The organism is Tardiphaga sp. 768_D3_N2_1 (assembly GCF_052076105.1).
GTDB lineage: Bacteria > Pseudomonadota > Alphaproteobacteria > Rhizobiales > Xanthobacteraceae > Tardiphaga.
On record NZ_CP197245.1, the window covers coordinates 5,041,195 to 5,061,805 of the forward strand.

The 20,611-nt window shown below is 61.4% G+C and carries 20 protein-coding genes; 6 read left to right on the plus strand and 14 right to left on the minus strand.

The window, feature by feature from the left end; translation table 11 throughout:
• Positions 1-124: 124 nt before the first annotated feature.
• Complete coding sequence (locus AB8A27_RS23635) at positions 125-1,309, minus strand: acyl-CoA dehydrogenase family protein (RefSeq protein ID WP_441244014.1); 1,185 nt, start codon at positions 1,307-1,309, stop codon at positions 125-127.
• 172 nt (positions 1,310-1,481) lie between these two features.
• Between AB8A27_RS23635 and AB8A27_RS23640 the strand changes: the two genes are divergently transcribed.
• Both AB8A27_RS23640 and AB8A27_RS23645 read left to right on the plus strand, forming a co-directional pair.
• Positions 1,482-2,027 carry a carboxymuconolactone decarboxylase family protein gene (locus AB8A27_RS23640; RefSeq protein WP_441244015.1) on the plus strand — a complete coding sequence of 182 codons (546 nt, stop codon included), beginning with the start codon at positions 1,482-1,484 and terminating at the stop codon, positions 2,025-2,027.
• A gap of 54 nt (positions 2,028-2,081) precedes the next feature.
• Entirely contained in the window at positions 2,082-2,579 is a 498-nt protein-coding gene (locus AB8A27_RS23645) for a VOC family protein (RefSeq protein WP_441244016.1), read from the plus strand.
• Between the two features lie 158 nt (positions 2,580-2,737).
• Here the strand turns inward: AB8A27_RS23645 and AB8A27_RS23650 are convergent, their stop codons facing one another.
• Complete coding sequence (locus tag AB8A27_RS23650; RefSeq protein WP_441244017.1) at positions 2,738-3,988, minus strand: MFS transporter; 1,251 nt, start codon at positions 3,986-3,988, stop codon at positions 2,738-2,740.
• Positions 3,989-4,203: 215 nt separating this feature from the next.
• On the opposite strand from AB8A27_RS23650, the gene AB8A27_RS23655 reads away from it, so the two are divergent.
• On the plus strand, positions 4,204-4,758 hold the full coding sequence (locus tag AB8A27_RS23655; RefSeq protein ID WP_441244018.1) for an ActR/PrrA/RegA family redox response regulator transcription factor: 555 nt from the start codon (positions 4,204-4,206) through the stop codon (positions 4,756-4,758).
• A gap of 14 nt (positions 4,759-4,772) precedes the next feature.
• Here the strand turns inward: AB8A27_RS23655 and AB8A27_RS23660 are convergent, their stop codons facing one another.
• Positions 4,773-5,267, minus strand: coding sequence for an MmcB family DNA repair protein (locus tag AB8A27_RS23660; protein WP_441244019.1), 495 nt, complete (start codon positions 5,265-5,267; stop codon positions 4,773-4,775).
• A gap of 148 nt (positions 5,268-5,415) precedes the next feature.
• Here AB8A27_RS23660 and AB8A27_RS23665 point away from each other — a divergent pair, with 148 nt between their 5' ends.
• Positions 5,416-6,540: a vWA domain-containing protein gene (locus AB8A27_RS23665; protein WP_441244020.1), complete on the plus strand. Its 1,125-nt coding sequence runs from the start codon at positions 5,416-5,418 to the stop codon at positions 6,538-6,540.
• 112 nt (positions 6,541-6,652) lie between these two features.
• Positions 6,653-7,321, plus strand: coding sequence for an MBL fold metallo-hydrolase (locus tag AB8A27_RS23670; RefSeq protein ID WP_441244021.1), 669 nt, complete (start codon positions 6,653-6,655; stop codon positions 7,319-7,321).
• Between the two features lie 45 nt (positions 7,322-7,366).
• Here AB8A27_RS23670 and AB8A27_RS23675 read toward each other — a convergent pair whose 3' ends face one another.
• The 9 genes from AB8A27_RS23675 to AB8A27_RS23715 all read right to left on the minus strand — a co-directional run bounded on the left by AB8A27_RS23675 (position 7,367) and on the right by AB8A27_RS23715 (position 17,547).
• Positions 7,367-7,606, minus strand: coding sequence for a hypothetical protein (locus AB8A27_RS23675; protein WP_441244022.1), 240 nt, complete (start codon positions 7,604-7,606; stop codon positions 7,367-7,369).
• A 65-nt stretch (positions 7,607-7,671) separates the two neighbouring features.
• Positions 7,672-8,643, minus strand: coding sequence for an acyl-CoA desaturase (locus tag AB8A27_RS23680; protein ID WP_441244023.1), 972 nt, complete (start codon positions 8,641-8,643; stop codon positions 7,672-7,674).
• A gap of 166 nt (positions 8,644-8,809) precedes the next feature.
• On the minus strand, positions 8,810-9,229 hold the full coding sequence (locus tag AB8A27_RS23685; protein ID WP_092149140.1) for a DUF1236 domain-containing protein: 420 nt from the start codon (positions 9,227-9,229) through the stop codon (positions 8,810-8,812).
• Positions 9,230-9,425: 196 nt separating this feature from the next.
• Positions 9,426-11,915, minus strand: a complete 2,490-nt coding sequence (locus AB8A27_RS23690) for a PAS domain-containing protein (protein ID WP_441244024.1) — start codon at positions 11,913-11,915, stop codon at positions 9,426-9,428.
• Positions 11,916-12,019: 104 nt separating this feature from the next.
• Complete coding sequence (locus AB8A27_RS23695; protein WP_441244025.1) at positions 12,020-13,207, minus strand: extracellular catalytic domain type 1 short-chain-length polyhydroxyalkanoate depolymerase; 1,188 nt, start codon at positions 13,205-13,207, stop codon at positions 12,020-12,022.
• 214 nt (positions 13,208-13,421) lie between these two features.
• Positions 13,422-13,670 (minus strand): hypothetical protein, encoded by a 249-nt coding sequence (locus tag AB8A27_RS23700; RefSeq protein ID WP_441244026.1) that lies wholly within the window; start codon positions 13,668-13,670, stop codon positions 13,422-13,424.
• Between the two features lie 101 nt (positions 13,671-13,771).
• Positions 13,772-15,169 (minus strand): chromate efflux transporter, encoded by a 1,398-nt coding sequence (gene chrA / locus AB8A27_RS23705; RefSeq protein ID WP_441244027.1) that lies wholly within the window; start codon positions 15,167-15,169, stop codon positions 13,772-13,774.
• A 1-nt stretch (position 15,170) separates the two neighbouring features.
• Positions 15,171-15,989, minus strand: a complete 819-nt coding sequence (locus tag AB8A27_RS23710; RefSeq protein WP_441244028.1) for a chromate resistance protein ChrB domain-containing protein — start codon at positions 15,987-15,989, stop codon at positions 15,171-15,173.
• A gap of 145 nt (positions 15,990-16,134) precedes the next feature.
• On the minus strand, positions 16,135-17,547 hold the full coding sequence (locus tag AB8A27_RS23715; protein WP_441244029.1) for an MFS transporter: 1,413 nt from the start codon (positions 17,545-17,547) through the stop codon (positions 16,135-16,137).
• 278 nt (positions 17,548-17,825) lie between these two features.
• On the opposite strand from AB8A27_RS23715, the gene sthA reads away from it, so the two are divergent.
• Positions 17,826-19,220: a Si-specific NAD(P)(+) transhydrogenase gene (sthA, locus tag AB8A27_RS23720; RefSeq protein ID WP_441245000.1), complete on the plus strand. Its 1,395-nt coding sequence runs from the start codon at positions 17,826-17,828 to the stop codon at positions 19,218-19,220.
• 75 nt (positions 19,221-19,295) lie between these two features.
• On the opposite strand, the gene AB8A27_RS23725 is transcribed toward sthA, so the two are convergent.
• Both AB8A27_RS23725 and AB8A27_RS23730 read right to left on the minus strand, forming a co-directional pair.
• Entirely contained in the window at positions 19,296-20,033 is a 738-nt protein-coding gene (locus AB8A27_RS23725; protein ID WP_441244030.1) for a cupin domain-containing protein, read from the minus strand.
• Between the two features lie 46 nt (positions 20,034-20,079).
• Positions 20,080-20,502 carry a hypothetical protein gene (locus AB8A27_RS23730; RefSeq protein WP_441244031.1) on the minus strand — a complete coding sequence of 141 codons (423 nt, stop codon included), beginning with the start codon at positions 20,500-20,502 and terminating at the stop codon, positions 20,080-20,082.
• Between the last annotated feature and the right edge of the window lie 109 nt (positions 20,503-20,611).

Sequence of the window (20,611 nt, forward strand, 5' to 3'; positions counted from 1 at the left end):
GAAACTCAGTCCCTCATGGTGAGGAGGCGCAAGGCGCCATCTCGAACCATGAGATGTTCATGTCCACCGCGATCCTTCGAGACGCGCGCGTTGCGCGCTCCTCAGGATGACGGTGGCGTGAGGCCTAAGCCCCCGGCAGATCCAGAATGCGTTTGGCGACAATCCCCAACATCACCTCGCTGGTGCCGCCTTCGATCGAATTTGCCTTGGTGCGCAGCCACGCACGCGGACGTGCGCCTTCATGGGATCGCTGGCTTTCCCATTCCAGCGCATCGATGCCACCTGATGACATCAGGATTTCATGGCGGCGCTTGTTGAGCTCGGTGCCGTAATATTTCATCGCCGACGAAAACGCCGGATGCGCCTGCCCGGCTTTCGCCAGATCGACGGCGCGCTCAGCCGCACAGGCCAATGCGGCCTCGTCGACTTCGAAGCTTGCGATCTGTCCGCGCAGCATCGCATCATCGAGACGGCCCTCCGCATCAGCGCCGATGGAGTCGACAGCGATCTGGCCGAGCGGCCGGCCGGCGCCGCGCTCACCCATGCCGGAGATCATCGCGCGCTCGTGCTGCAGCAGATATTTCGCGACGTCCCAGCCGCGATTGACGGTGCCGAGCACATGGGACTTCGGCACGCGCACATTGTCGAAGAAGGTTTCACAGAACGGCGACTTGCCGGAGATCAGCAGGATCGGCTTGGTCGAGACACCCTTCGACGTCATGTCGAACAGGATGAAGCTGATGCCATCATGCTTCTTGCCAGACGCGTCGGTACGCACCAGACAGAAGATCCAGTCGGCATAATTCGCATAGGACGTCCAGATCTTCTGGCCCGTGATGAGATAGTCGTCGCCGTCACTCTCGGCGCGGGTCTGGAGCGAGGCGAGATCGGATCCGGCATTGGGTTCGGAATAGCCCTGGCACCAGCGGATCAAACCTGCAGCGATCTTCGGCAGATGCTCCTGCTTCTGGGCGCCGGTGCCGTATTTCAGCAGCGCCGGTCCGAGCATGGAGATGCCGAACGACACCAGTGGCAGACGGGCCGAGATCGCTGCCATTTCCTGGCGCAGGATCTTCGTCTGTTCGCCATCGAGTCCGCCGCCACCATATTCCTTGGGCCAATGCGGCACGGTCCAGCCCTTGTCGCGCATCCGTTCAAACCAGAGACGCTGCGGCTCGGATGAATATTTGGCATTACGTCCGCCCCAGAACGTATCTTCGTCCGAACTCATCGGCTTGCGCATCTCCGGCGGGCAATTGGCCTCGAGCCAGGCGCGCGTCTCGCTGCGAAATTGATCGAGATCCGACATCAGCGTTTCCATCCGTTTTGTGCGCGGGATGCCGAGCATCCGCAATGTTGTTGGGCGAAGCTTACTCGCCACTTCGTGGAATTCAATGGCTTGCTGCAAAGCGGAAGTAGTCAGGCTCCCCATTCCGGTGTATCGCCAGAGGACAGCGAGCAAAAACACACGAGGAAACAACATGCGTCTCAAGTGGCTTTCGCCTGGCGAAATGTCTGCCGACCAGAAGTCCATCTATGACGAGTCGATCGCCAGCAAGCGCGGACGCCCGCCGGAGCCGATGATGGCCTGGCTCGCCAGCCCGACCATGGCCCGGCACGCGACCCGCCTCGGCGCGTTTCTGCGCTACGACACCACGCTGACACCCGCGCATGCCGAGCTGGCGATCCTCGTCACCGCCCGGCACTGGACCGCACATTTCGAATGGTATGCGCACAAGAAGATGGCGCTGGATGGCGGCCTCGATCCCGCCATTATCGAAGACATCAAGAACCGCCGCACACCGACCTTCAGCGAGAAGAAGGCGCGGGTGATCTATGACGTCGCCCGGTCGCTGCACGAGGCGCAGGGTTTGTCCAAGCCGCTCTATGACGAGGCCACCGAGACGCTGGGCGCGCAGGGCCTCGTCGAGATCATCGGGCTTTGCGGTTACTACACGATGGTCTCGATGACGCTGAACACCTATGAATTCGGCCTGCCGGACGGGCTGGTCTCGGAGCTTGCGTAAGTTCCGATCGTGACTAGATCGCCCTGACGCATCCCGGTCCTCAGGAGCCCCCACATGCCCGCCCCAACCCCGCCGATCCCCTCAGGCACACGGATCGGGCATGTTCATCTGAAGGTTGCCGATCTCGAGCGCGCGCTCGGTTTTTACCGCGATGTGCTCGGCTTTCAGGTCAAGCAGCGCTATGGCGATCAGGCCGTCTTCATCGCCGCTGGCGATTATCATCATCACATCGGCCTCAACACCTGGGAAAGCAAAGGCGGCCAGCCGCCGGCGCCCGGCACGACAGGTCTTTTCCATACCGCGATCCTGTATCCGACCCGAGCAGCATTAGCTGAGGCGCTGCACCGCGTGCTCGAAGCCGGCATTCAGCTCGACGGTGCCAGCGACCACGGCGTCAGTGAGGCGCTGTATCTGCGCGACCCCGACCAGAATGGCGTCGAACTGTATTGGGACCGACCGGAGGCGGACTGGCCACGCGATGCCAATGGCGGGATTGCGATGTTCACAAAGCGGCTGGACGTCGAGGAGCTGCTGAAACAACGGGTGGGGTGACGCACACCTTACCTCTCGTCGTCCCCGCGAAGGCGGGGACCCATAACCTCCGATAAAGAAATCGGAACGGCAGAGCCGCGACTATCGGCGCTTCAATTAGTTCTGCAGCGTGTATGGGTCCCCGCCTTCGCGGGGACGACAGTGGATGGCGTAGCGATCTATGGCTTTGACGAAGGCGCTCCCCTCCGTCCCCGCACCATGATCAACACGGCCGCGGCCGCCTGCAGCGCCATGCAGGCATAGAACGGCACGGCATAGCTTCCCGACAGATCGCGCAGCCAGCCGACGATGCCCGGACCGAAAGCGTAAGTGACCTGCGTCACAGCCGTGATCAGGCTCACCAGCACCCCGAACGACCGCGCATCGAATTCGCGCTGCACGATCAGCGCAGGCAGCGTGATGAGATTGCCAACTGAAAAACCGAACAACGCGCAGGCGAAGAACACCAGCGCCTCGTTACGCGAATTGATGATGATGGCAAGCGCCGCCGCCTGGCTGAGGAACGAACAGGCCGAGGCCAGCCGCTGATTAAGCCTGTCGATCACCGTCGAGAATAACACGCGGCCAACCACCGCCATCAGCGTCAGCAGCGATACCGCGGCCGCTGCACGCTCCCGGCCGATCACCGGATCGAGAAACGAGATCAGGTGAACGATGAAACCGACTTGCGCAAACAATCCGAATGCGAAGGCGATGGTGAGCGTCAGGAACGCAACGTCGCGCATCGCCTCCGCGCGCATGCGTGTCGGCGATGGTGCATTAGCCGTAGCGGCAATGCCGCCCTGCGCAGCAGACACTGCACGATGCGGCGGATGACCGACGAAGATGATGATCACCGGAACGAGCAACACAAGCATCGCAACCGCTGCTGCGATGGTCGCGCCACCAAAGCCGAATGCACTGCTCGCCGTCACCATCAGAGGCACACCGACAATGCCGCCGAAGCTCGCGCCATTCAGCGCGAGGCTGATGGCCATGCCGCGCTTCTTGTCGAACCACAAACCAAGCGTGTTGGTGATGGCACCGAGACTGGTACCGGCCCATCCGAACGCGAGCAGCACATTCACCGCATAGAGTTGCCAGGGCGAGGTGATCTGTCCGAGCAGGATGGTGGCGAAAGCCATCACGCCGACGCCGGCCAGCAGGCAGTTCCGTGGCCCGAGCGCACGCATCGCTTCGCTCACGAATGCGACCAGAAGTGCGCCAACGAGATAGAAGAAGGTCGTCGCCGTTGCGATGGTCGAGGCCGGCCAGCCATGCACGCGCTGCAGTTCCGCGAGATAGACGCTCTGGCCATAGAAGCCGAGGGCCCAGCCGAATGTTGCGAGCAGAAAACAAACACCGACGATACGCCAGCCGTCGTAACGCGCCGATGTCTCGTCATTTACCTTAGGTGAAGTTGCGTCCATTCCGGATCTGCCTTCATTACGTTTCCTTCATGATGCCGCTATGCGACAACACGCCGCGCTGATGTACCATCCTGACTGGAATTAACCACCCGTTTTACCGGTGAAAATCGCGTTTGGATTAACTTCACAATCGAGCCATTCAAAGCCTCACACCCTTGGCAGCTGCCATTCGCGCAGCCATATGCTAGGGTATTGGATATGGAGGATTTTGAACCGTGAATGCACTCGCCGAAGTGACCGAACAGACCGACCGCTCGCTCCTGATCGTAGAGGATGACAAGCCGTTTCTGGAGCGTCTTTCGCGTGCGATGGAAACACGCGGCTTCACGGTAACATCCTGCGACTCCGTTTCCGAAGGTCTCGCCCAGATCGGCAAGTCGGCGCCCGCTTTTGCCGTGGTCGATCTTCGTCTTGGCGACGGCAACGGCCTCGATGTCGTATCCGCACTGAAACAGCAGCGTCCCGATGCGCGCGCCATCGTGCTCACTGGCTATGGCAACATCGCCACCGCCGTGACCGCGGTGAAGATGGGTGCCGTCGACTATCTGTCGAAACCGGCCGATGCCGACGACGTTGTTGCGGCGCTGCTTGCGATCGACAATGACAAGTCTGAATTGCCGAACAACCCGATGTCAGCCGACCGCGTGCGCTGGGAACACATCCAGCGCATCTATGAGATGTGCAATCGCAACGTCTCGGAAACGGCGCGTCGTCTGAACATGCATCGCCGCACGCTGCAGCGCATTCTCGCCAAGCGCGCGCCGCGCTGAGCCTTCTTTAAAAGCTAGATTTCGTTCGGCCAGGCTGCATGACCTTGAGGGTCATGCAGCCTGTTCAGTCTGTGCGCCGCGGTCATCGCGAAGCGCAGCATCATGCTTTTGCGCGTCGGCGCGGGCAGGCGATGTTCCGGCGCATCGCAATGGATATGCGCCCCATAGGAATCCGCCACGATCAAGCCTGTCTCGCCGGGAAAAATCTCGCAGGGCAGATCCTGCGTGAAGGCGAAGAACAGCCGGTCGCAATGGGCGCGGTAGTCCGGCCATTTCTGATCGGCCCGCAAATCCTCGATCGATGACTTGATCTCGACGATCCAGACATCCCCACGCTCGTTCAGCGCGACCAGGTCCGCACGCCGTCCGGACGGCAGCGGCAACTCGCTGACGCATGAAAACCCGAGCGATCGCAACAGCCGGGTGGTTCCGCGCGCAATCGCGAGCGCCGTCTCCGACTGGCGACCATCGAAAATCAGCGCGGGCGTGTGAACGGCATTCGATTCCATGGCGACAAACTTAGCCGATTTCGGCGGGACCGCCCATCACATCTCCCGCCAGTCTGCCGCACGAATGTCGCAAGCCGGACGCAAGTTTTCCGCAAGCGGCAACGGGCGTGGCCTTTCATCGTTGCAGTCTGGATTACGGAGACATCCCATGAGCTTAGCCCATCTCAGTCGCGTCATCCTGACCGCGGCTGCCGCAACTTTGCCGCAAGCGATTTTCGCCGGTTCCGCACGTGCCAAGCCGACCGTTGAAGTCGCCTTTGTGCTCGACACCACCGGTTCCATGAGCGGGCTGATCGAGGGTGCAAAGCGCAAGATCTGGTCGATCGCGACCACGATCCTCGACAGCAATCCTGACGCTGACATCCGCATGGGCCTCGTCGCCTATCGCGACATTGGCGACGACTACGTCACCAAGACCTTCGACCTCACCACCGACATCCAGGATCTCTATGGCAATCTGCTGCAGGTCCGGGCGCAGGGCGGCGGCGACTGGCCGGAAAGCGTCAACGAAGCACTCGATGTCGCGGTCAACAAGCTGCAATGGACCAAGGGCAACGATGTCAGGCGTATCGTCTTCCTGGTCGGCGACGCACCGCCGCATATGGATTATCAGCAAGACACGAAATACATGACCACGCTCGAAGTCGCGAAGCAGAAGGACATCATCGTCAACGCCGTACTGACCGGCGCGGCGCGCGACACGGAGAAGGCGTGGCGCGATATCGCCCAGCGCGGCGACGGCCGTTTCATTGCGATCCCCCAGGATGGCGGACAGGTCGTCATCATCCAGACGCCCTATGACGAAGAGATCATCATCCTGCAGAATGACATCAACAAGACGGTGATCCCCTACGGCCCCCCTCCGCTGCAGAAGCATACCGAGAACAAGACCCGACAGCTCTCGGAAGTCGCTGCGGCGGCGCCAGCATCGGCGACTGATATGGCGAGCTACATCAACAAGCGCGCGAAAGTGTCGTCGGAAGCTGTCACCGGCGGCGGCGATCTCGTCAGCGACGTGTCCGCCGGCAAGCAGAAGCTCGACAGCGTGAAAGAGGATGAATTGCCTGAGGCCATGCGCAAATTGTCACCGCAGCAGCGCGCCGAAGAACTCGGCAAGCAGATGAAAGATCGCAAGGCGCTGAACGACAAGCTGACCGCGCTGGTGGCCAAGCGCGATGCATACCTCATGACCCAGCGCGACAAGGTGCCGGCCAAGACGTCGTCCTTCGACCGCGAGGTGGAGGCGACGTTGAAGGTACAATTGAAGAAGTGATCTTTGTCCCCTCTCCCCCGGGCGCGGCGTAGTCGCGTCTGGCGGGAGAGGGGAAGAAAGAAAGCGATCAGATTCCCCTTTTCTCGCCCGCAAAAATCAGCATTGTGGCGCGATGACAAACGAAACCGAACATAAAGCCCAGGCCGGCGGCACCATCATCCCGGTGACCCTGTTTCAGCAGAACTGCATGTTGCTGTGGGATGAGGCCACGCGGCAGGCCGTGGTGATCGATCCCGGCGGCGACGTACCGCTGATCCTGGACGCCATTGCCAAGGCCAATGTGAAGGTCGAACAGATCTGGCTGACCCACGGCCATATCGACCATGTCGGCGGCGCCGACGAACTCCGCGAGACGCTGAAGGTCGAGATCATCGGCCCGCATGTCGCCGATACGTTCCTGCTCGAACACGTCGAGGACAGCGGCGCAAAATACGGCATGACGGGCACCCGCAACTTCATGCCTGACCGCTGGCTCAATGAAGGCGACACCGTCAGTGTCGGCGGTCTGACATTCGACGTGTTGCACTGCCCCGGCCATTCGCCCGGCAGCGTCGTGTATTACAGCCGTGCGATGAAGTTCGCCCATGTGGGCGACGTGCTGTTCGCAGGCTCCATCGGGCGGACCGACTTCCCCGGCGGTAGCCATGAAACACTGATCAGTTCGATCATGACCAAGCTGATCCCGCTCGGCGACGATGTCGGGTTCATCTGCGGCCACGGACCAGGCTCCAGCATCGGCCAGGAGCGCATGACCAACCCGTTCCTCACCGGCGAAGCGTAGCGTCATAGGCGACGTATGAAGTGATCTGAGCGCCTCGCAGCGCCTTCAGAGATTTGTCCAGTCCTCGATCTGCGATGCCGCAATGGTTCGCTTGGGCTGATATGGATTCAGGGTACCGGCCGTCGCGGTCCAGCCCTTGGCCAGGATTTCCCGGGCGAACAGTTTTGCATCGATTTCGGATTTGAAGGTCCTGGTCGTACGCACGCCATTTGTCACGCGGGTATCGGACTTCACTGATTTGTCGGGGCCAAACGCCACGTACCAGATATCGGGCTTCGTCATCATGGTGTAGTAACGCGAATTGTGACGAAAAGTTGCATCTCGTGTGGCACGCTCAGGCTCGGCAGGCCTTACCTCTTGGTTGTATGCCGCGGCTCGACAACATCCGATACCAGGCTGAGCTTCTCCAGCAGGCGGATCGTCAGATAGGTGGTATCGAACTCCCACCAGCGATGGCCATGGCGCGCGGAGCGCTGATCGGCGTGGTGATTGTTGTGCCAGCCCTCACCATGGGCGAGGTAGCCAATGAACAGATTGTTGCGGCTGTCCTCGTCGGTCGCGTAGTTGCGATAGCCCCAGATGTGGGTGACCGAATTGACCGCCCAGGTCTGATGCCAGACGAGGACGGTTCGCATGAAGACCGCCCAGACGACGATGCTGAGAGCGAACTGCACGGCCTCGGCCCATGAGCCGCCCCACAGCAGTTTGCCGGCGAGGCCCGCAAAGAAGAAGACGTTGATCTGGATGAGCAGGATCTTCAGCTGCCAGAGATTACGCTCCAGCGCGACATAGAACGGATCACGCAGGACGTCCTTGGCATATCGTTCATAGATGCCGAGGCGAGACAGGTCTGGGTTCTTCACCAGCAACCAGCCCATATGGCCCCAGAAGAAGCTGGCAAGCGGGCTGTGTGGGTCCGGCTGCTCGTCGGACTTCTCGTGATGACGGCGATGGATGGCAACCCAGCGCGCCGGCGTATCCTCGGCACAGCAGATCGCTACCACAACGAAAGCGTGCTCCAGCCATTTCGGGCACTTGAAACCGCGATGCGTCAGCAACCGGTGATAACCGATATTGATGCCGATGAGGCCGAACAACCGTGCTGCGATGACCGCCACGATCACCGCGGTCCAGTTGAAGAACATCGGCATCAGAGCGAGCAATGCGAGTGCGTGAAAAGTGCCGATGGTGAGCGTGTTGAGCCAGTCGATCCGGTAAGGCTGCACGCCCTCCGGCAAAGAGAGACCTGTTTCAGCGCGATCAGCAAGCGGAACATCGAGTGCGATAGCAGGAGCGATCTGGTCGCGATTGCTGACGGCCATTTAACTCCGCATCCGGGCGACGGATCGCCGCGTGGTGCTCGTGTGATTCCCCTGCACTTCTCTACGCGAGAAGATCGGCGCTGACTACAGATACGCTGCAGGCCATAGACGGAACAAAACAGGCTGCCCGAAGGCAGCCTGTTCCATAAGTTACTTCGCGATCGGCTTAATCGATCACTTCCACGATGCGATGGGTGCGCGGCTCGACGAGAACCGTGCGACCATTGACCACGGTGTAGCGGTATTCACGAGCGGAATTGTATTCCGCCGGAACTTCGTAATAGGTCACGCCGCTCTCGGGCAGCACGGCACCGACACGAACCTCGTTGCTATAGGTGTAGGATGGGCGACGCTGTTCCACGACGTAGTTGCGGAACCGCGGACGATCGTCGACGCCGAGCACACCGGCTACACCGCCGACAACACCACCGATGGTGCCGCCAACGATAGCGCCGACAGGACCGGCAGCGCGCTCGCCATCGCGCGCGCCACGCTCAATGCCTCCAGGGACACCCTGGGCCTGAGCAACAACGGGAAGAGCCATCACGGCGACGATGGCAGCGGTTCCAAGAAGACGGCGGATCATGATGATCTCCAGTTCTGATTGATCCATATTGCGCCGATACAAGTTCGCGACCGCACGATGGTTCCGGAGATTGAACTGTTAGAGCCTGCGCAGAGACGCTCAAATATCTGGAGAGATATGGAACCGGGCGATCAGAGTCTTTTATTTTGACGCGTTTTCTTGACGCGAACCGGTACCCACTTCGCTTGAAAACGCTTTAATTCGTGACCATCGCGCGGATGCGTCGCAAGAAATGATCGAGGTCGAATGGCTTGGTGATCATCTCCATCCCGGGCAGCAGAAAGCCCTTCGCCATTACGACGCTTTCGGAATAGCCGGTGATGAACAGGATTTTCAACTCTGGCCGCGCCTCGCGCGCCTGATCGGCAAGCTGAAGGCCGCTCATGCCGGGCAGCCCGATATCGGTGACCAGCAGATCGATCTGCGGCGTCTCGCGCAGGACCCGCAAGCCCGACGGGCCATCACCAGCCTCGAGCACGCGATAGCCTTCGTCCTGCAACATATCGACGATGACGGAGCGCACCACCGGCTCATCCTCGACGACCAGCAGGGTTTCGCCCGCAGCCACGTGCTGATCGCCCTTCAGCGGATCGGCATCCTGTGCGGCAGCGTCTCCCTCGTGACGCGGCAGATACAATTTCACGACCGTCCCGATACCGACCCCGCTCTCGATGCTGACATGTCCATTGGACTGACGCGCGAAGCCGTAGATCATCGACAGGCCGAGGCCCGTGCCCTGCCCGATCGGCTTTGTCGTGAAGAACGGATCGAAGGCGCGCGCCACGACCTCCGGACTCATGCCGGTTCCGCTGTCGCTGACGCTGATACAAATGTAGTTGCCAGGCGTCAAAGCCGGCCCACTGGCATTGATGGCATCGACGCGCACATTCTGTGTCGCGATCTTCAAGTGCCCACCATCAGGCATCGCGTCGCGCGCATTGATCGCCAGATTGAGCAACGCGCTCTCCAACTGGTTCGGATCGCACAGCGTGCACCACAGATCAGGCGCCGCCGCAATATCGAGATTCAGCGTCTCACCAATGGTCCGGCGCAACAGATCTTCCAGCGAGACGATCAGTGCATTGACATCGACGCTTTTGGGAATCAGCGGCTGTCGCCGCGCGAAGGCCAGCAGCCGGTGCGTCAGCGCCGCCGCACGATTGGCCGAGGTCATCGCAGCGTCGATATAGCGCGCGATGTTGTCGGTGCGGCCCTGACCGAGCCGTGTCTGCATCAGGTCGAGCGAGCCGACGATGCCGGTGAGCAGATTGTTGAAGTCATGCGCGATGCCACCGGTGAGCTGACCGACAGCCTCCATTTTCTGCGACTGCCGCAGCGCCTCTTCCGTGTTTTTAAGGCGCTCGGCGGCGACCTTCTCGGCAGTGATATCGCGCGCCACACAATAGATCTGGTTCTGATCCGGCACCGCCGTCCAGGACAGCCAGCGATAGGAGCCATCCTTGTGGCGAATGCGATTCTCGAAACGGATCGTCGGTTCGCCATCAGCAAGCTTTCCGATCTCGGCCATCGTCCTGGCCTGGTCGTCGGGATGTTCGAGCCAGCGCGAGGTCCTGTTCAGAAGCTCGGCCTCGCTCCAGCCGAGCATGCGCGTCCAGGCCGGATTGACGGTGCGCCAGACGCCGTCATAGTCGGAGACCATCAGGAGATCCTGCGACACACTCCAGATCCGGTCGCGCTCGCGCGTCTTGTCGCGCACGCGCTGTTCCAGCGTCTCATTGAGGTCCGCGAGTTTTGCCGCGAGCTGGCGCGCCTCTTCCTCACTCTTGCGCAGCGCCTGCTCGACCAGTACCTGATCGGTGACGTCGGTATGCGCGCCGACCAGCCGCAACGGCTTTCCCGCCTCGTCACGCTCGATATAGGACCGCACTGAAATCCAGCGGGTCTGGCCATCGCTCGGGCGAATGATGCGATACTGCGCCGTGTAATCGCGCACGTCGCTTTCCACCGCGTCACGAAACTTCTGCTCGACCGCCTCGCGATCCTCGGGATGAATACGGCGCACCCAATCCTCGTGCGACTCGTTGACTGCCTCCGGCGGCAGACCGTGAACAATCAGATATTCGGGCGAACGGCGATTGTGAAACCCGGTGCGGAGGTCAACTTCGAGGCCACCGATTTGGCCAATCTTCTGCACGCGCGCGAGTTCCGTTTCGCGCTCGCGCAAGGCGACCGTCGCTTCATGATCCCGGGTCACATCGCGGAAAATCACCAGCACGCCGCCGACACCGTCATCCAGATCAAGCGGACTGTAGCTGTAGGTCCAGTAACCGTGTTCGAGCTTGCCGTCGCGCGTGATGGGGATCAACTGGTTCTCGTGCCAGGTGGCACCGCCACCACTCATCACCTGCGCGATCTGCGGGCCGATGATGTGCCAGAGCTCATGCCAGAATTCACGACCGCGCGCGCCCAGCGCCGCGGGATGCTGTTGCGCATCCAGTGTCCGGGCGCAGGCGTCGTTGTAGAACTGGAAGAGTTCCGGTCCCCACCAGATGAACATCGGGTGGTTGGTATTCAGAACGATCCGGATCGCGGTACGCAGACTCTGCGGCCAGGTGTCTGGTGCGCCGATCGGATGCGATGCCCAATCGTAAGCGCGCATCAACGCCCCCATCTCGCCTCCACCGGCGAGAAAGTCGGGCCAATTCGGTCGATGAGCATCCAACATGCGCGGGCAACCGGTACGCAGGACCAGGCTGACGGATCTCGAGAACTTAGCGCCCTGTCAGACCTGGCGCAAATCGGCGCAAATCACGCCCTGTTACTTACTTGTCAGGGTGACTTGATGAGACCGGCGGCCGTGAGGGCCCGGGTAATCGCGCCATTGATATCGATGGACCGCCGCCCTGCCGGATCGCGGCGCGCGGCACGTCGATCGCCCGACATGCGCTTCTTTTGTGTCGCCGACGAGACAATGGCATCCGTCGAAGCCGCGGCTTCTACCACCGCAGTTCCGACATTGCGCGGTGCGACCTGCCGGGTGAGACCGAAGAACTGCGCGATATGATAGGAGGATGAGATGCCGGCTTCGAGCAGGAAGGCACCGGCGGCACCATACGGCTCGTCCTGTCCGGCAATCGCCAACGGTGCGCCATGCGCCATATCGGTGATCGTGTAGGATTCAACGACGGTTTCACCGTCCTTGTTCCACCACACCTCGCGCGGATAGCCGTCGACATCCACCGCCGACATCGGCGCTGGCGGCAGGCCATGAAGGTCGAGCCACTGCTTGACGATCTCACCGGCATTGGCCGGATTGACGGTGCGATCGGCGCTGCCGTGCCAGACGGATACTTTCGGCCATGGCCCTGTATAGGGCGACGCCTTGCGGACGAGATTGCCGAGGTCGTTCGCGGGACGCGATGCCGCGCGATACATGCCGCTCAGCGCCTCCTGCATGGTGGTGGCGATGCCATAGGGTAAACCCGCAATGATGGCGCCGGCCGCAAACACATCAGGATAAGTCGCAAGCATGACAGAGGTCATCGCGCCGCCGGCCGACAGACCCGTAACGAAGATGCGCTTGCGATCCACGTCGTGGTCCACGGCCATCTGCTCGATCATCTCACGAATCGAGAGCGCTTCGCCGCTATCGCGCGCGATATCATCGGCATTGAACCAGTTGAAACAGGTGTTGCCGTTATTGGATGACTTCTGCTCGGGCATCAGCAGCGCAAAACCATAGCGCTCGGCAAGAGCAGACCAGCCGGTGCCGCTATCATAACCCGCCGCGTTCTGGGTGCATCCGTGCAGCACAACGACCAATGCCGGCTTCGCTGCCAGCGTGGCGGGCACGTAACTGAACATACGGAGGTCGCCGGGATTGCTGCCGAAACCCGTTGATTCGCTGATTGGGCTCAAACCTGCCGACGCACGGCCGCGCACCAACCCTTCCAACGTATTGATTCCGGGCGGTTTCGGGAGGTTGCGGAGGAAATCGATATTATCGGCGAGAGACACGGCAGCTCCTAGGGTCGTCAGGCTTATACAACAGTACCGACGACATATGGTTGCTGCACTGCGAAATAAAACAAATACGGTTTCAATATACCTATCAAGGAAACGAGAGGCGCCACGGACGCTTCAGAAATTACCTATATTGCAAAGGAAGCCCCGCAGGACCGGCCATAACGTGACCACACCAAACGGGGCAAGTCGGGGAGACGATGACGCGTTATTGTTTCATTTCGTTCTTCATCATCTTGTCTTTCTTCATGCCGTCCTTGTGCATGGAACTCTTCTTCGCGCTGTCTTTCGACATTCCCTGGGTGCCTGTGGTCCGCGACTCGCCATCCCTGGCCGTCGTACCGGTGCCCATCTTGGTCGAATCCTGACCGGAGGGCCCGGTCGTCTGGGCGATGGCTGCGAACGGAGTAGCACCGATGGCCGTGGCGCAGATCGCAGCAAGAATGGTTTTCCGCATGGTCGGCTCCTGTTGAGTGAACCGCCTTCAACGCGACGTCGTTCGAAACGTTCCTGTTCCGTCAGCCGTCGAATACCGCTTCCGCACACGGTTTCGCGAGGTCATACCAGGCCGGCGATATGCAAAAGCACGCCCGCACCTGCACAAGCCAACAATATCTGCAGCAGACCAATCCTCAGATAAAAGATCCCAAGCAGGGCCGCGACCGACAGCGCGACAGCCCATCCGTTGACGCTCTGCAGAACCGGCATGTCGAAGCTGAGCCCGAGCGCACGAACAGGTTTCACGTCGCGAAACATCGTGTGGATGGCGAACCATATTGCCAGGTTGAGGATGACGCCGACCACTGCGGCGGTAATCGCCGCCAGCGCGGCGCTCAGCGCGCGATTGCCACGGAGGGTTTCGACGAACGGCGCCCCGAGGAAAATCCAGAGAAAGCACGGCGCAAAGGTCACCCAGGTCGCGAGCAATCCACCAAGCGTGCCCGCCAGCAGCGGCGGCAACATCCCCGGCGCACGGAAGGCGGCCATGAAGCCGACGAATTGCAGCACCATGATCAACGGACCAGGCGTGGTCTCGGCCATGCCAAGGCCATCGAGCATCTCGCCCGGCTTCAGCCATGCATAGTGATCGACAGCCTGCTGCGCGACATAAGCGAGAACCGCATAGGCGCCGCCAAAGGTGACCATCGCCATCTTGGAGAAGAAAACGGCAATCTGGCTGAACACATCGTTGCTGCCGAACGCCACGAGCAGCACAGCGACGGGCGTGAGCCACAGCACCAGCCAGACGGCCGCAACGATCAGCGACTGCCGTATGCTCGGCCGGGCATGGAGAGGAAGCTGATCTCCGAGCAAACTATCAGCGTCGTCGCCGCCTGATGATCCATGGCCCGCACTCACCGTGAAGGCCGGCAGGCCGGCCCGGCCACCGAGGAAGCCAATTGCTGCCGCACCGAAAACGATCACCGGGAACGGCACATCGAGAAAGAAGATCGCGAGGAAGGCAATGGCCGCCAGCGCGCGCATCACGTTGTTCTTCAGTGCGCGGCTACCGACCCGCACCAGCGCCTGCAGCACGATCGCGAGCACCGCGGCCTTCAGGCCGAAGAACAGCGCCGCGACGATGCCGACATTGCCGAATGCAGCGTAGATCCAGCTCAGCACCATGATGCTGATCGCACCGGGAAGGATGAACAGCCCGCCGGCCATCAACCCTCCAGCGGTCCGGTGCATCAGCCAGCCGATATAGGTGGCGAGCTGCTGCGCCTCCGGGCCCGGCAACAGCATGCAATAGTTCAGCGCATGCAGAAACCGGCTTTCCGACACCCAGCGCTTCTCGTCGACGAGGATGCGATGCATCACCGCGATCTGCCCCGCCGGACCGCCGAAGGAAAGCAACGCGATCCGCAGCCACACCGAAAATGCCTCCGAGAAGGAAACGCCGTGGGTCTGCGGCTGGGGAATGGCCGGTGGCGTGACCGAAGTTGCTTCCGTCATCTCAAGCTCTCGTCTTTGCCGTCGGCCAGTTGTGGGTTTCAGTGCTGGCATCGCGGCACCAGCGATAGAACGCATCGTACAGATTCAGTCCAGCCTCAAGCTGCTCGAGATCGTCGGCATACATCCGCGACAGGCCGAGTGACGCCGCCAACAGGCCCGGCGCTTCCGGGGCAAGATCGAGCCGCGCTGTATCCGCCGCGCGGACAATGGTAGCCAGCCGCAGCAATGGCGGCGTGGCGAGGCCGAATTCCTCGATCATTACATCGAAAGTACAGAGCTCGCCGCGATGGCTCCAGAACACGCCTTCGATATCGAAAGGCGCAGCATCAAATTTCTCGCCGACGGCCGAGACTTCCGACGGTGCAACGAACATGAACAGCGCCGCCGGATCGACGAAACGCCGGATCAGCCAGGGACAGGCAATGCGGTCGATCTTTGGGCGTTCGCGCGTCACCCACAGGGTGCGGCCCTGCGTGTTTTGCGGCGGCAACTTGCCGGCGGGAACGCGCGGCAGGCCTGCACTCTCCCATGCGAGATACCCGCCTTCCAGATCCTCGGCCGGGATACCGGCATCGCGCAGCAGCGCGGCAACGCCGTGACTGAGCTTGAGACCTTTCTGGCAGATCACGATGGCGGACCGACCGCGCAGCGCCGCGGCCCAACCATTCACGTCGCCGAATGGCCGCCGGACCGAACCTGGCAGGAGAAACGGCGACCGGGCGAAATCCTCGTCGGTGCGGACATCGACGAGCGCGGGACATTTCGGGGTCCCGATCAGGCGAGCGAGTTTTTCAACGGAAATGCTGTTAATCGATGACATGGCGCGTCCTTGCAGGAATGCGGGACGCGATACTTGGGCATGTCGCCTCGTGGGGAGATCGCTTTGTCCCCATGCCTCTAATATCAAGCCATCGCGATTAACCTGTCAAGGCGCGTGCTGGGCGGTCAAACGCCGTGCAGGAATTCTATGCGTTGCCCGCGCGGCGCATCCACAGCAGAAAGCCCGCGCAGGCGGCGACCGACAACACACACAATGCGAAGCTTGCGAGCAGCGCGATGACTGCCGATGCGGCGGATTGTACCGCGAAATAGACCGCGCCGATCGCAGCAACGCCGGCTGCGTTGGCGATTTGCGTCGTGGTGCCGTACATGCCCGAGCCGGCTCCGGCGCTCGACGTCTGTACGGTCGACAGCACGGCACTGGACAGCGGCGCCATGACCAGACCCTGGCCGTAACCGAATACGGCAAGCGGCACCGCCAGCAGCAATGCAGACGACGTGTTCACGGCCAGCACCGTTGCAGCCAGCGCGGCAAGACCGGTGACCTGCACCACGCCCCCCTCAATCAGCACCAAGCCGCCACGATGGCGCGCCCGCATGCCGCTGTGACGCGACGCGACAACAAAGGCCAGCGCCAGCGGTGCGAAGATGACACCGGCCCGCAGCGGCGGAATATGCAGCGCGTTCTGCATGAACAACGTCATCACCAGATAAAATGACAGATTGGCGAAGAAGAAAAAGAACACCGCGCACAGCCCGCGCATGAACGCAGCATCCGCCAGCAATGCCAGGTCAATCAGCGGCATGCCTCCGTGCAGCGCGACGCGACGCTCCAGCCTGACGAAGCCGGCGATCACTGCCACCCCCACAGCCATCGCCAGCCACACAGACGGCGCCCACTGCAGTTCGTGCCCGAACAGCAGTGGGCCGATCAGACCGAGTAATCCGGCGAACAGCACCAGCGCACCCGGTATATCCAGCCGCGTGCCTGGACGGCGGGGAATGGATGGCATCAGCCGCCACGCGGCCGCGATGATGACAAGCCCCACCGGTACATTGACGAAGAACACCGCACGCCAGCCGAGGCCTGCAAGGTCCATCGTCACCAGCAGGCCACCGAGCAGAAAGCCCGCAGCGCCGGCAAGGCCGAGCACCATGCCATAGACAGCGAAGGCCCGGGCGCGGCTATCTCCATCCACAAACAGCACATGGATGGTGGCCAGCACCTGCGGCACCATCAGCGCCGCAGTGGCGCCCTGTGCCAGCCGGGCCAAAATCAGCTCCGGTCCGGATTGCGCGAGCCCGCACCACAGCGACGTCAGGGTGAAGCCGAGCACGCCGGCGAGAAAGGTGTTCCTGGTGCCATAGATGTCACCGAGCCGGCCGCCAGTGATCACCAGCGTCGCATATCCGATCAGATAGACCGCAATCACGGCCTCAATCTGCGCCGCGCTGGCACGAAGCTCCACGGCGATGGTCGGGATCGCGACATTGACGATGAAGGCATCGACGCCAAACATGAACTGCGCCGCAACGACGATCGACAGCACCCACCAGCGGCGCGCGGAGTCGACAGGATTGGCAATGATCTGGTGCATGGCAACGCCTCGCTCAACGGTTCGGCCTGAAGCGGCCGTCCGCGTTGATCCCAGCTTCCGGTCATCGCGTCGATTACCTCGGAGGTAGCTTTATTCAATTGAGCTCTCCCGTCAGCATTGGTGGCGCGCTGACCGCAGGCTCGGCTTCGCAGGTCGATCTCCCCGTCCAAGTCACACCGAATTTGCATTCCTCGTGCAGGAAGATACCGCCTGTGGCCCGATTGCTGCATGGCGAAGCAATTGCATATGCCGGCCCTTCCGGTTTCGAGGCCTCTTCGATGTATGACTACGACATGATCGTGATCGGCTCCGGCCCCTCTGGCCGGCGCGCAGCCGTCCAGTTCGCCAAGCTAGGTAAATCGGTGCTGGTCGTGGAGAAGGGCCGGCGGGTCGGCGGCGTCTCGGTCCATACCGGCACCATCCCCTCGAAGACCCTGCGCGAGACCGTGCTCAACCTGTCCGGCTGGCGCGAGCGCGGCTTCTACGGCCGCTCCTATCGGGTGAAACAGGATATCGAGGCCCACGACCTGATTGTGCGGCTGCAGAAGACACTCGACCACGAGGTCGAGGTGCTGGAGCATCAGTTCAGCCGCAATGCCGTGAAGACGGCGCTCGGCGAGGCGCGTTTCACCGGACCGCACCAGATCGAGATCGCCAACGAGAAGAACGAGATCAAGAATGTCTCCGCCGGCCATATCCTGATTGCCTGTGGCACGCGGCCATTCCGGCCCGATTACGTGCCGTTCGACAACAAGACCGTGTTCGATAGCGACGAGATCATCGACCTGCCGAAACTGCCGCGCAGCCTCGCGGTGATCGGCGCGGGCGTGATCGGCGTCGAATATGCCACCATCTTCAGCGCGCTCGATGTCGCCGTGACACTGATCGAGCCACGGCCGACCTTTCTCGATTTCATCGACAAGGAACTGATCGACGAATTCATGCATGAGCTGCGCGATCGCAATGTCGCGCTGCGGCTCGGCTCCAAGGTCAATGCGATCGAGCAGGCACCGAGCGGGCACATCGTGACCAAACTCGCAGACGGCCGCAACGTCACCTCGGAAATGCTGCTGTTCGCCGCCGGCCGCGTCGGCGCCACCGACCGGCTCAATCTCGACGCCGCCGGCATCACAGTCGATCACCGCGGCCGTATCAATGTCGATCCCGTCACGCTGCAGACCAGCGTGCCGCATATCTATGCCGCGGGCGATGTCATCGGCTTTCCCTCGCTGGCCTCCACGTCCATGGAGCAGGGCCGCGTTGCTGCCTGCCACGCGCTCGGCATTGATCCGCTGGCACCGCCGGAATTCTTCCCCTACGGCATCTATTCGGTGCCGGAGATTTCCACGACCGGGCTCACCGAAGAGGAAGTCCGCCAGAAGGGCATCCCCTATGAGGTCGGCGTCGCTCGCTTTCGCGAAACCTCGCGCGGCCACATCATGGGCCTGGATAGCGGCATGATGAAGATGATCTTCTCCACCAAGACCCGCCGCCTGCTCGGCGTGCATATCCTTGGCGAAGGCGCGACCGAACTGATCCATATCGGCCAGGCCGTGCTCAATCTCAAAGGCACGATCGACTACTTCATCCAGAACACGTTCAACTATCCGACGCTGGCGGAGGCCTACAAGATCGCGGGGCTGGATGCGTGGAACAGGATGACGGCGCGATAGCGCAGGAGCGCTATGGCCACATGGATTATGGCCACATGGATTCATGGCCTGACGTCACGCGTGGACGCCCAGGTTCTAACTACGCTTGCCGCCGATCGAGATGAAGGCCATGAGACAGGGCTCCGGCAACGGATTGCGCCAGCGATGGCGCGTCCCGTTCTGCACGACGCAATCGCCCTGGCGTAAATGGACTTTCTGTCCATCGTCCAGTTCCAGCGTCATCTCGCCGCGAACCACGACCCCGTAGTCGATGGTATCCGATGTGTGCATGCCCGGCGCATCGCGTTCGAAATGGTCGCCCATGCCAGGGACCTTGTCCGACATCTCTTTCAGCCCGCTCTCGAACGTGACGCCGGACGGCGGCTTCCAGCCTTCGGGCCGTTTGGGCGGATAGGAAATCAGGCGAAACATCGTCCCTCCCGGACCGGGAAAAGCGCGCGTTCCCTTGAGCATCGGGTCGGGCTCCAGGCCGGTGAGGCCGGGCACTCCCTCAGTCATGTAGAGTTCGTAGAAAGTCAGGCCGGGATTGGCATCGATCTCCACGACCTTGGACGTGACATCGAAGGACTTGAACACCGACTTGCCGGCTTCATCGCGGCCGGTAAGTGCCCGTTTGGGAGGTGGCAGGTCTCTGGAATCTTTCGCGTCCGAGCTTTGCGGTATCGCAGCCAAAGCGCCACCGGCGGCGATGGCCGACAACGCGTGGAGCAGCTGACGCCGATCTCCGTCTTCAAATCGTTCACAAGAAAGCGCGCCGGCATCCGGGGATCTGGACTTGCGTCGTGACAACCAGCGCCAAGAGAATTTGCTCATCTGCATTCCCCATTGCGACAGAAGCCTCGTTCTATGGCGAAGCCGATCAGGCTGACATCATGTAGGGCGTGCTCCCCAGCACAACGGCAAGCTGGAGTGCATTCGACAGCATGCCACCCCAATGTATCCGTCGCAGCCGGCGCACCGCATCGGCATCACCGGCATCTCTGGCAATCAGCTGACTATCCATCCGTCGCAAAAACCAGCCACGCGCCCAGACCGCGAAAGCCGTGATCAAGCCAATGCCCATTGTGAAAACCAATCGACCAGCCCAGGCAAAAGCCCCGGTCGCGATGACACCGGCAATGCTCACCATCAGAAAATAGGAACTGAACAGGCCCCGCAGCAGCTGGGTCACTTCCGGAATATCCAGCTTCACCAGCAGAAAGGCCGGCGACGACAGCAGAAAGAAACCCATCGGAAAAAGCAGAATTACCATAGCGGCCAAGGCGACGGCATTAGGCGTCATGCGATTACCCTTCTATCTGTCCGGGCAACAACCTTTCCATCAACTTCCGATAACAGTATCTCCGGCTGCTTCTTCGAGACTATTGGGCTTTGGTAGAACTTGGAGAACG